A 12,499-nucleotide genomic window follows, 5' to 3' on the forward strand; every position below is an offset into this window, starting at 1 on the left:
TCCGGAGTGCGGTGCTAAGTTATAGTAAGAACTTAAAACCCATGGTGATAACCATGGGTTTTAAGGGATAAAAGAAAGAAATCTATTAGCAACTTTTCTATCTAGAGGCTACTTGTGAGACTCTCCAAATATCTTGATTATGATCGCCAAAAACCACAGGTCTGTCTGCATTTATTGCAGCTACTGTTTTGCCATTATCAGAAACGGTAACTAAAGGCCATTCCTCTTGACCTAATTCTCCTGCACGAAACATTACTTTTGTGGGTTGAGCTTTGCTCCAACCTAATAATACTGCCATCTTATGGTGTTCATCTTCCTTTTGGCTTGGAGCAATAGTATTAATACTATTGTTTTCTTTGTCCCAAATTACAGCACTATCAGTGGCATCAGATGTATTCATAAGCCCTTGAAATTGTCTGGTCAAAAAACGACAACCATCTTTTGACCAACTAACAGGTACAAATATCTCAATTGTGCCTTTAGGTATATAGTCGGCTGTGGTTGTGTTAACTTTTAGCAAGGGTTCCTTAATCTTGGAAGTAGATTTGAGTACTTTTAATGTTTTTTTCTGTCTATCTTCAATGAATAACACGCTGGTGACACGAGTATTATTCATTTTTGGCTCTACTAGTAACTGTATGCGGCTATACACTGCATAGCGAACATCAGGTGAAATGACCGGCGTACTTCTATAATAAAACATACCTGAATTACCCTTTGAGGAAATAGCCTCTTGGGTAGAGAGAATCCATTTCCAAGGAATAGGATGAGGGCTAGCAATAGGATCTTCTTGGTTTTCTAATTGAGTCTCATTTAATTCCTTTACCACTTTCATCTTTTGAGCTTTGGGTAAGGGTTTACCTTCAGCTGATGCTATTGATAAATTAATAGCTTTTTTATTATAATCTCTCAACCATTTTTGTACTAATTTATCTTGTACTTTTGCATATTGACTAGATGGTGCTGTAAATATAGGTAATAAGTCTGAAGTAAAAGAATGTCCTGTATGATTCCTGCTCAAGGGCCTTGATTGGCTTGCTAAAAAATCAACGGCATATGCTTGTATTGATGGTGTTTGACGTAATGCAGCTATTGCCATGTTCTCAGCCAGTTCTAATCTTTGCAGTTGAATTTTTCTCAAAGCTGCTGATGAAGATAGTGAGTAGTTCAATCCCCTTGTAACTTTTGCCTCAACAATGAAGTCAAATTTTAATTCCCCAGCAGTTGACACAACTACTGAGTTAGATAATCCCTCTGCTAAAGCATTTTTTTTCGCTTTTGACTGTCCCATATGAGTGAAGCCTGAAACTAATAACAAGGGTGCTAAAAGTAGCATGATCACAGAGTAATCAAAGAATGATTGCACCCTGAACCATCCTGAAAATAAAGGGGATTTAGACATTGTTTGACCCTCTAGAAAGCCGTGAGTGTAAGGAGGTGCGTCTATGAGAAAGCAAAAGCAGGCAATGAATAATATGTATAATAGGTAACTATAACTACTGATTGACAAATATAGTGCTCTTTTATAAAAATGACGTGATTCTTAAGATACCTATCATTGGCCAATAGTTATAATGAAAACCCCTAATCATCTTGTTTCATCGAATCCTAAGGAGACTACTACTCTATAGTTGATTAGTATTAGACATATTAACTTGTGTATGAGTTTTATATTTCGATTTAACTAAGAGTACTACAGACTAATTGGAGTACTTCCAACAAATATAAAATTAGTAGAAACAAGAGCAAGATTTGAATTTAACTGTTTAGTTACCAGATTATGGTACATTAGTTGACTTGTTTACTTCCTTCAAACAAATACTAACGCTATAAATAATGTCAGAAGGAATCACCATGTTAATAATGTAGCTACTCAATTACTGGAATTTAGTTAACCATGATAAATACTTATACTTGGAACAACCTGAATCCCACTTACTTTACCGACCATAACAGTTAGCCCCTGAATTTTGACCTACCAGAATAAGAGTCGCAAGCATTCTATTGGTTTTGTGTGAGTAGTTATATAATTTATCTCATACCCCATGAAGATCTAAATAAGAATCACTATGGCAATACGAAAATAATAGTAATTAAAACAACTGAATTTCAACAACAGTCTTGACTAACATTAACTGTTAACCTACTATTAACATCGCATTATAACTTGATGAGTTGCATTTTTCACTTTCTTATACAAAAGAAATAGTTATGTGCTTTTGAGGTGTTGAGTAGAGCTGACATTTAGTATACTACCAATATTATTACTTTTAAGGAAAAAATAGAGAAGTATATTTAATTAGACCCACTAATGAAAGATCTTGTACATTTTTTATTTGCAGCTTGTTTCTCCCGATAAGTTAGGGTTTCTATCTAAGTAGAGTGATAAGATAGCCAGGAAACAGAGATTCGGGTGGAAGTCTCCAAAAAAAAAGCCAGATAACTGATTATGATGTGAATTTTTTACATGTTTTTTTGACCTAAAAACATGTAAAAAAGAGGTATATATGGACTATCTTCAACTGCGTTGAGAGTAATTTACTTGACTAAACAAGTCCAAAATAAATAGAGATGATTTCATAAGGAATAAATGAGACCTGGAATTTAGGCTAAAATTTCAGTTTACTCCCAACCTGCTCATAATTACTTGGAGCTTGAAAACTAGATGTAAAATATCGGAGATAATCAATAATATTTGACATATACTTAATTTTTATGTTTTTATTAAACTTAATTGTAATGAAAACTAAAATAAACAATTCAAAAATTTTTATTGTTAACATTATTACCTCATCATTAATTATACTACAGGATGTTGTAATATACATATGAAAAATGGTTTTAACAAACTCTAATAATACAAGTAACTACTCGTGAATTTTTGACAAAACTGAATTAGTTTTAATACTAGTAGAGATAGATATATTGATATATCCAAATCCTCAATTTGAAGTGATTTCTCCACCACAATAATAGTGGCTGTAATATTCGTGGTTTATTCTGTAAATCCATCCAGTCTATGAAAGTTGTATTTTTCGGTACTCCTAAGTTTGCTGTTCCTACTTTAGATAAATTACTGAGTCATCCAAAATTTGAGGTAGTAGCAGTTATAACTCAACCAGACAAACCCAAGGGAAGAGGAAAACAATTAATTTCTCCACCTGTAAAAAGCTTTGCCATGAGTCATAATTTGCCTGTATTACAACCCCAAAGACTAAAAAAAGATACAGATATCTTAATTCAACTACAAGCCAGTAGTGCAGATGTATTTGTTGTAGTAGCCTATGGGCAAATTCTATCTTCGCAGATTTTAGATATACCCATATTAGGATGTATTAATATTCATGGCTCAATTTTACCTCAGTATCGTGGAGCAGCACCAATTCAATGGAGTATTTGTGATGGCAAACAGGAAACAGGCATTACTACCATGTTAATGGATGCAGGCATGGATACAGGGGCAATACTATTAATGGAAAAAACAACTATTGGTTTATTGGATAATGCCCATGATGTGGCTGAAAGGCTAGCAAGCCTTGGTGCAGACTTGTTGATAGAAACATTAGTAAGGTTAGAACAAGGGAAAATTAAAGCCATAACCCAAGATGATACAGCTGCAACCTATGCATCTTTAATTAAGAAAGAAGATTACCAATTAGATTGGTCACAAACTGCTATTACTATTCATAATAGAATTCGTGGGTTCTATCCTAGCTGTGTTACTGGTTTTCGTCATCAAAGCTTGAAAGTAATGTCTACAGTTCCAATTGGCTCCAGCTATTGGAACCTTTTACCACCAAGGTTACAAGGGCTTGAACGCAAAATTCCAGATTTATCAATCTTGTCTGGTACTACAGGAGAAATAGTCAAAATTGTCAAGGGTGTTGGTGCAATTGTTCAGACTGGTGAGGGCTTACTATTGCTTCAACAATTACAAGTAGCTGGAAAACGTCCTCTATCAGGATGGGATTTTGTAAATGGTATGCGGCTACAAGTAGGAGAAATTTTAGGGTAAAATGCACATGCACTAGTACAACATAGTAAACATAAGACTACTATTTTTTCTTTCTTTGATAAACAAGGGTAAATTCCTCTATTATTTGTCACTTGTTCAGAGTAACTAATGCAGTAACCACCGCCTCAAGTGTTTTATATTCTAGTGATAAATTCTTGTGGAAGTATAGTACCAATAAAGTAGGGGATGGTAAGTGTAAAGGTAAAAGCTAATATAGTTTTTATCAATATATAAAGCTTAGTCAACGGCCCATCATTATCAGCTATAGCTATACTATTTTGTATATCTAATTGTTATTTAACAATTGACTGATTGAAATGAAACCTTATATTCAAAATACACTAATTCTTGAATCTGTTAATGGGTAAAGACATTATAAGTTTTCTTTTAATATCTTTTGCTGATGATATAGCACTACCATCACTTCACTTAAAAAGTATATTGTTTTATAATTTACTACATATTTTTACGGGATGGTATAGATCATAATTATTAGAATTAAATATCATTTTTATTACCGTAAAAATCAGAAAAGTAATACTTAAATAGTATTTTTAGATAGCTGAGATATTATAATAGCTTTTCAGTATTTTTAAATAAAGGTTTATAAATTTTTAAGTAAGATGAATTTAGAAAATATCCATAATAAAATTTGCTACTGTTATGAACAAGTATTAGCAAATACACTGGATAATATTTGTGGTATGCAAATAGATATTTAAGTTAGCTACTTAATAGATTAAAAAAAATACCATAGTTAATTCATAATTCCGAGATAGACTTGGTTGATGATAATCGAACTAATAGTTTTGATAAGTATTATCCTTGCTGTTTTTATTTGATTAAAGCAGTAAGTATGACAAGCTATATAAATAAATATAGCCACAGAATTTAAACTTGATCAACTAAATGATTTAATAAGAACTTAATTAGAAGACTAATTGACTTGAATTAATACCAAAATGATAGATATAAGATTATTTTCTGTGAGTTAATTCTTGCAGCCTAATTCCTTAATTAGAATCTCCCTAGCCTAGGATTATTAATATAGTTAAGTTTCAATTAAATAGGTTATTAATTACTCAAAAGCAAGGCATAGTTTTAGAATACCATGCCTTGCTTTTATTGATTGGAAGTCAAAGATAGGCTAAAATAATTAATTTCATATCAAACGTAAAATTAATTCTGATTATATTAGAATTGATTTTACTGAAAATAAGCTGTTAAAAGCTAGAATATGTTGCAGATAATTCAGATACAAACGGAATAACAAAAATCCTTTTAGTAATTATATCTAATCGTAACAAGCAGCTCTAATAGAATAGATCTACTTAAATATAAATATTGTCAAAGCTAATGTAAAAACTAATAGCCTTATAAAGCATTACACTCAAATTATTAACTTAACTGAATAGAAAATTAAATAATAATTAGCTAATTTATTCAGATAATTATTATTTAATTTTAAGTAGGAAGTCTGCCTACAAAAGTTTTTACTATTAATATATATATTTTCATTTCATCATTAAACATATAATTCTAATTATATGTTTTTTCTACCGTTATAGGTAATCTTTAGGAAAAACTTGAAATTCAGCATCAAAATAATTCAAACTTATACCACTTTTGCTTAATCAAATTGTTGAGTATGTACCACCAATATTTTATCTTGTTCGCTTAAGAGGAATTTAACTGGAATATACCAGATTTAACATCTTACTTATCACATTATTTTAATTATTAGTCTTAAGCATAATCTGAAGTAGTAGTTAACAAGATTAACAATTATAAAATTGAGCTTTCAATTACTTCTACCTCCTAAAATAATAATTAAAAAATAGGTAATAGATATTATAATTATGTACCGATAACCGTTATTATAAATTCTAATATTAATAATTTTCACTAGTATAATATAGCAAATGTTAATTTTTAGATAAGTATACTGATGTTGAAATGTTATAAATATATAGAAATCAAAGGTTCAGAGCTCACCCACTTGAAAATTAACCTGCTTAATTTATTCTCCATTACATCTTATATCAATATTACAAGTCAAGCACTTAAAACCAGATAAGAATACAATAATAGAACTAATATGGTTAGCTTCAATGTGATAATAAACATATGGGGCTTTCACTATCTTACTGATAAAGATTTAGTATTTATTATTGTTATTGTAAAAAGTAATTTCTCAATTGGATACTCCAGGATTAGCTGATAAATAGAATACACCTGTATAATTTAACTGATAATTATTTTTAGTATGGGATGCTGTTAGAGATAAGTAATATTTTACCTGGGAATAATATAGCCCCAATTTCAACTTCTAGGAGTAGTCTCCAATCTGCGATTACTCTTTTGTGTACAGGCCTACATCTTTATGACGTTCTCAAAGCTATCAGAAAAATTTCTTGACTGAAAATCAGGAATATAGTGTCAGCATTGAATCTAACATCCTTTAGTGATAAAAGAAACACAATGTATAGAAAATAGTGAATCAAGCCAGCTTAAACACTTGATTAATTTAATTTTTCCTGAGACATATCAAGCTCTTACCGTTATAGTATCTTATACTTGCTTATTAGTTTAAATTGGACTTAACACCGTGTAACAATGATAAACAGTTCAAAAAAATACTTACAAATATAATACATGCTGAGAAAGTTCAATGTTTCTATTTAAATCACACCCTGATATTGATGTATGGCAGGGGAGTATATAATTTTATATATTTGTCTAGGCCAAAGTTGATTTTAAAAACTTATAAACTAAAGTCTGACAGTAACTTTTGACTTGACACTGATGATACTAGCTCTGAACGGCAATATCATAGTCTTCTCCCTGTATTTGCAAGGTATTCTATGCATCTAGGCCCAGTCCATTTCAAAAAGGAAAAATACAGTGCCCAGGACAGCCCCTCTTCGCCCATCAAATCTATAGTCAGTAAAACTCCATTAATGATTACATAATTGACTAAATGCTTTTTAAGTCTTTCCAAACCATAGGTATTAAATTCCTGGCATTTTTGCATTTACCCTTTTTGTTCCAGCTATTCCTATTGAGCTATTTGTAAAGACCCTGGAGAAATATTCAACTACGATTTGATTTTTAATAACTGCTGATATGAAAAGTCCTTGTCTGTAACATCAATTTGGTATGTAGTTGCTAGTTGCAAAATTTGTTAGATATCTTATTGATGATAAGAATAGATTGTATTATTTGCCAGATTATTTGACCTTCCTATATTCTACTATCTAGAGAATAAAATTAAAAGAAGATCAAATTAATTTCTAAGATTAATATACTAACAAATACATTATATATGAATAAATTTTTACTAATGGAATATACATAACAAATTATACATTACTTAATAATAAACTTATCTTAATACACATTTATAAGTTATTGTTTTATATATGCAGTGTAGATTGCATTACAATTCTGTTATAGATATTTTTTTAGTCTACCTTAGCTATTAATTCATACTTAACTTGAATATAATTAGTTGATTAAGCAGCAATATAAGTTGCTTTCAATTATTGATATTACTTGCCAAACTATCAAAAAATGTATGCAAGTCTGGAAATAAATAAGGCATATTTTTCTTTTGTCACATTGCTCATATAAATCTAACTATAACTCCTTCAAAAGATATGGATATAATATGTTTAAAAAGTAATTAGAGGTGCTAAGTTATTTTAACCATCTCGCTCTGACAGGATTTGTAGTAGAGGAAATATCTCTAGTATTTAGGTTAGTAACTCATATTCTCGGAAAAATACATTGAGGTAGTTTTTGAATAAGCCCCCTATGAAATTATCTACTCAAATACTTATTAAGCAAGGTTATTTCTGAGAATTCTTAACTCGCATGATAAGTGATTGATCTCCAGAATAATATCCCAAATTATCTGATACAGCTAAAAAATATAACTTAAATTTTCAGGTATCAATCTTAGTAAACCTTTTATGGTCTTTAACTTCCTTACCATAATTAAAATACAAATGTTGACTGACTACTGCTGCATTTTTATTTTTTACTGTTGATAATTATCTTGAATATATTCTCATGTAGTTTCATTTCTTTTTCAATTATGCCTAAGTCTAAAGCCTAAGAGTAAAATGATAAATTTTGGATACAGGAAAACTTTTCGCTAAGTAAGCAACATTAATTATTTTGGGAAGGTATGGAAGTTTGGGCTGATCAATCAAAAATTATCTAATTTATAATTACTTTTATCTGGTTAAGTTCCAATAATATGACTAGCAATTGATTCACAGTGTTAATATTTCATATGATTCGTATAAGTTCAACCTAAACTACTTATGATTATACTGCACTATTTACTATCTCTTGGCAGTATATTTTTCTTATAAAGTTTTAGAAAAATGGGATTTTGAGAAAAGAAAACTTATCTTTCAGATAACATTATTCTTAGATATTTTTAATAGTATAAATAGTTATCACTTATGGTGTTATCAAACGTTTGTTTGTAATCGCTATAGAATTTTTTATATTTTCATATTATTAAATACCATAATAAATCACATCAGTTTTTCTTGCTCTTTAACAAGGTAAAACTGTTGATGCTTATGATACTTCTTTGCAGCCATTCCCATACCCAGAAAACTCCAAAATACTAAACCGGCCAGAGAAATCATCAAACTGCTAAAAACTAATTGAAAAATAATTGCTATACTAATTGAGAGGGAAGCGCTAGCGAAGGGATCACTACGCTTTTCCTCTCCTTGTAGTAATTCATATATTATCAATAAAATTGAGCCGAGATAAGGAATTGCACCAAACCATCCCAGAGCAAAAAAGGTATCGAGAATGCCACTATCTAAGACAATCTGAATTAACTTCCCATTTCTATCAATAGTCCAAGTGCCACCAATTCCATTCCCAAAAACTTTAGATAAAGCAATATTGATGTTCTTCTCATAATTATTCAAACGATCACTAAAGCTTTGGTCTTGTTCAATATTAGTGAAAGTTCGAAAGCGATTGCTAATACCTTCAGAGAATGGTTTGGTATTTGCTAAAGGTATTACACACAAAACCATAACTAAAATAGTCACCATCAACCTCATTTGCAGTTTGGGTTTAAGATTAGTTAATAAACAAACTACTCCCACTAACCAGCCACCCCAGGCAGCACGTGCCATACTTAGCAAAAAGGCTAAATAACCTGCCACAGAAGCAAATATTCGCAGAAAATTTTGCCTGCTGAACAAAAGTATTAATCCTGCCATTATTACTAAGGCAAAAGGACCAGGGGAATTCATAGTACTCCACACTCTAATCCCCAATGGTTCAGGATATCCAAAAGTGTTAAGCCTAGTTTGTATTAACCAAAATTTATCCCATTCTGGTGCAATCAAATACTGAAAGATACCGTATATTCCTGTTATTAATACAGCCCAAGTAAATACATTTTGAATGTTGCACCGATATTGAAGATAATTACGCCAATTGACAAAAAGATGGAAGCCGAACAAAATTGGCGTTAGCCAATCGAGTATAGTTCGAATAACTAAAATCTTATCAAAATAAATTAGCCCTACTAAAAAACCATAAAATACACTAAAAATTGCTATTACGAAGGGAAAACCACCCATATGGTAGGACCTAGGTAGGTACTTAATAAAGGTAATACCAGTAATTAAAGTGACTAAAAAGGGAGCAAGGAGAATAATGTTCGGGTCTACCCAACCACTTCGATAATCCACAAGACGACGAACCAAAGGAGTTAGGAACCAAATCCACCAAGTGAAGCCTAAATATAAAAGTGGATAACGCCAATATAAAAATACGCCTACAATAAATGCTACTAAAGGGAAGGCTGGACGAATAATATTCCCAACCCCAATAATAATACAAGTAGTAGTAAACAGAATTAAAGCACCAATAGCTAACCATCCTAAAGTCGATGGTTTTTCTTGCTGGTCAGTATTTGCATTCGGGCGACTTAGAAAAATGGCCATTAGAGTAAAATAATATCTGTTAATTAAAGTGAATAATAAATGGAGTAGTAAAGATCATATTTGGGTCTATTCAACCTACAGTTTGAACTTTTATATTGTTAGCTTTATGGCCTAATGGCACTAAATTAAAATACAGTTTTTGCCAACGATAATTTCTAGACAGTACTGAAAAGATACTGGACATCACTACTTTCAAAAAAACAATAAGGAGGAGAATCTCAAAAAGTAACTTTCTAAACTTAAAACTAAAAGTAATACTACGTAATAATGAGTAAAATTTAACTTTTGACTTATATCTCTTAGCCTTTTCATAAAGTAAATATACTGATGATTCTAACCAGTGAATTTCTCCTACTCATTTATGTTTACCTTATGGGAAGATAATGCCTTTCTAGTAGGTATTTGAACAACATTAAATATTTTCTGATGTTTATCCCATTGTTTCCAAGTACAATACCCCAACCAACGCCCTTCAATCGAAGCAAACCACTTTCTTGTGGCCAAAGTTCCTTGGCTGGGGAGTAAACGCAACCATTGAATTAAACCCAAAGCATCCCGAGTTCCTACGAATACAGCCCAAGTAATAAACACGATATTTTGTACAGGAGAGAAATACTCTAATAGGCCTAGAGTTTCATTGTGAACAGCGTTGATAAAAGCTAATTGATGGAATTGCTGTCTTTTATCTTCGTCAAAACGTTTTGCCGGATAGTGATTTACTTTGATTTGAGGATCATAAACTAACTTCCAACCTGATTTTTTTAATGCCAAACAAAATGCTAACTCAAAATGCACCTGAGCTCCCGTGCCATGCATTCTCTTATCAAAACGTAAATCAGAAATGGCACTACTACGAAAACTCATATTGACTCCTTTAAGAACATCTACTTCTCTAATTCCTCCCACACCTAAGTGGTGATTTCCAATTACCCGTCCAAACCATTGCACTTTTCCTACTATGTTACTGGAACCATCTTCCAACTGATTATTTTGGTAAATGCAGTCCCTTCCCCCTACAGCAACAATGGAATTATTATTATCAAAGCGATGGCTAATTTTAGCTAACCAAGTTGGATGAGGTGCAGCATCATCATCAGTGATAGAAACAATATCACCACGAACCACTGATAATCCTGTATTGAGAGCAGCAACTACTCCTGGAACGAATACTGTAACAATTTCTAATGGTAAATTACCGGGGTCAAATTCTTGCAAAAATTTCCAGGTTTCTTGGTCGGTATTCCTAACTACTACAATGACTTGAGTTGCTGGTTTTGTTTGAGCTTGGATTGCTAACAAGCAGCAGGATAAATCTATAGGACGTCGATAAGTTGGAATAAGAACAGTATTTCTCATTGATGACTCAACTCTTCAAATAAATTTAAATAGGCTTGTGACATATTTTTCCAGCTGTGTTCTTCAGCTATAATTCGTGCGATTTTTCCCATACTTTTCATTTGAGAGGGATGATTTACTAGGAATGAAATTGCTAAACTTAGACTTTGAATATTATTACAATCTTGTAAAACTATGCCTGATTCGGGAGTCACTAATTCTGCACCCCCGGTAGTATCCGCTGTGATCACGGGTAGCCCTGAAGCCATGGCTTCTAATAAAACTAGGGTACAAGCTTCATAACGGGAAGGAAAAACAAATATATCAGCTGCACGCATGATTGCTGCCATATCCTGACGATAGCCCAAAAAATGTACCCGTTTTTCTAAACCTAGGGAGGTTGCTAACCCAGGAAAAGGACTTGTTTCCACATCGCCAACCACTGCTAAATGGATATTAGGAACTTGAAGTAAAGCATAGAGAATAGTATCTAAGTTTTTTCTGGATGTGCGAATATCTCCTGCAAATAGAGCCAAAGTTACATTTACTGGTAAACCTAATTGAGTACGAGGAGTTTTACCCGGGGTAAATTCTTGTAAATCCACTCCATTAGTAATAGTGCGTATTTTTTGTACTGGTATGCTAAGTTTTACCAATTCTTGTTTAACTTTTTCTGATACAGCTACAATTAATCGTGCTTTTTGAAAAGATTGTTGTTCCAAAATTGAATTTACGGCAGTATATACCCATTGGTAAGCACTATATAGATTACAGCGTGTGCGAAAAATGTGAGCAGGTGATTTTAACCAAGAACTATGGACAAAATGAACTGCATTTACATCTGCTTTAGCATTTGTGATAGCACCATTAACTTGAATCACATCAAATTTTTTTCTATTATGGTAAAGCCAGATAGTACTTATTTGGGCAAAAAAAAGTTTCTTAGTAATTCTGTAGGAAGAAACTTAACTGGTATATAGATAAATTCTAACCCTGGATAATCCCTGATTTCTGATGCAACTTCACTAGCTATCAAAGTAATTTGATGACCTTGATTAGCAGATGCTTTGACTATTTCGTAATTGACTCTTCCTTGCCCGTCACCTTTTTTAATTTTATGATTTACAATACATATTTTCATATTGAATTTTAAGAT

Annotated in this window: 7 protein-coding genes; 1 reads left to right on the forward strand and 6 read right to left on the reverse strand. The window is 31.9% G+C overall.

Going from position 1 to position 12,499, the window contains the following annotated elements; all coding sequences use genetic code 11:
* Window positions 1–97: 97 nt before the first annotated feature.
* Window positions 98–1,402 (reverse strand): hypothetical protein, encoded by a 1,305-nt coding sequence (locus tag RINTHH_RS00245; RefSeq protein WP_044304260.1) that lies wholly within the window; start codon window positions 1,400–1,402, stop codon window positions 98–100.
* A 1,617-nt stretch (window positions 1,403–3,019) separates the two neighbouring features.
* Between RINTHH_RS00245 and fmt the strand changes: the two genes are divergently transcribed.
* Entirely contained in the window at window positions 3,020–4,015 is a 996-nt protein-coding gene (fmt, locus tag RINTHH_RS00250) for a methionyl-tRNA formyltransferase (protein WP_008231417.1), read from the forward strand.
* Between the two features lie 2,830 nt (window positions 4,016–6,845).
* On the opposite strand, the gene RINTHH_RS11635 is transcribed toward fmt, so the two are convergent.
* From RINTHH_RS11635 to RINTHH_RS11410, 5 genes are all read right to left on the reverse strand, one after another.
* Window positions 6,846–7,049, reverse strand: coding sequence for a 2TM domain-containing protein (locus tag RINTHH_RS11635; RefSeq protein WP_008231418.1), 204 nt, complete (start codon window positions 7,047–7,049; stop codon window positions 6,846–6,848).
* Window positions 7,050–8,565: 1,516 nt separating this feature from the next.
* A complete protein-coding gene (locus RINTHH_RS00260) occupies window positions 8,566–10,008 on the reverse strand; it encodes an O-antigen ligase family protein (protein WP_008231419.1) in 1,443 nt (480 codons plus the stop codon).
* A gap of 351 nt (window positions 10,009–10,359) precedes the next feature.
* Window positions 10,360–11,364, reverse strand: a complete 1,005-nt coding sequence (locus RINTHH_RS00265; protein ID WP_008231420.1) for a glycosyltransferase family 2 protein — start codon at window positions 11,362–11,364, stop codon at window positions 10,360–10,362.
* A complete protein-coding gene (locus RINTHH_RS00270) occupies window positions 11,361–12,224 on the reverse strand; it encodes a glycosyltransferase family 4 protein (RefSeq protein WP_008231421.1) in 864 nt (287 codons plus the stop codon). Before RINTHH_RS00270 ends, RINTHH_RS00265 begins: the two co-directional genes overlap by 4 nt.
* Before the next feature lie 38 nt (window positions 12,225–12,262).
* Entirely contained in the window at window positions 12,263–12,484 is a 222-nt protein-coding gene (locus RINTHH_RS11410; protein WP_008231423.1) for a glycosyl transferase, read from the reverse strand.
* Window positions 12,485–12,499: the final 15 nt, after the last annotated feature.

Source organism: Richelia intracellularis HH01 (assembly GCF_000350105.1).
Taxonomy (GTDB): domain Bacteria; phylum Cyanobacteriota; class Cyanobacteriia; order Cyanobacteriales; family Nostocaceae; genus Richelia; species Richelia intracellularis.

Coding starts and splice junctions, on each gene's coding strand:
- RINTHH_RS00260 (WP_008231419.1), bottom strand. CDS start 10,008: ATGGCCATTTTTCTAAGTCGCCCGAATGCAAATACTGACCAGCAAGAA.
- RINTHH_RS00265 (WP_008231420.1), bottom strand. CDS start 11,364: ATGAGAAATACTGTTCTTATTCCAACTTATCGACGTCCTATAGATTTA.
- fmt (WP_008231417.1), top strand. CDS start 3,020: ATGAAAGTTGTATTTTTCGGTACTCCTAAGTTTGCTGTTCCTACTTTA.
- RINTHH_RS11635 (WP_008231418.1), bottom strand. CDS start 7,049: ATGCAAAAATGCCAGGAATTTAATACCTATGGTTTGGAAAGACTTAAA.
- RINTHH_RS00245 (WP_044304260.1), bottom strand. CDS start 1,402: ATGTCTAAATCCCCTTTATTTTCAGGATGGTTCAGGGTGCAATCATTC.
- RINTHH_RS11410 (WP_008231423.1), bottom strand. CDS start 12,484: ATGAAAATATGTATTGTAAATCATAAAATTAAAAAAGGTGACGGGCAA.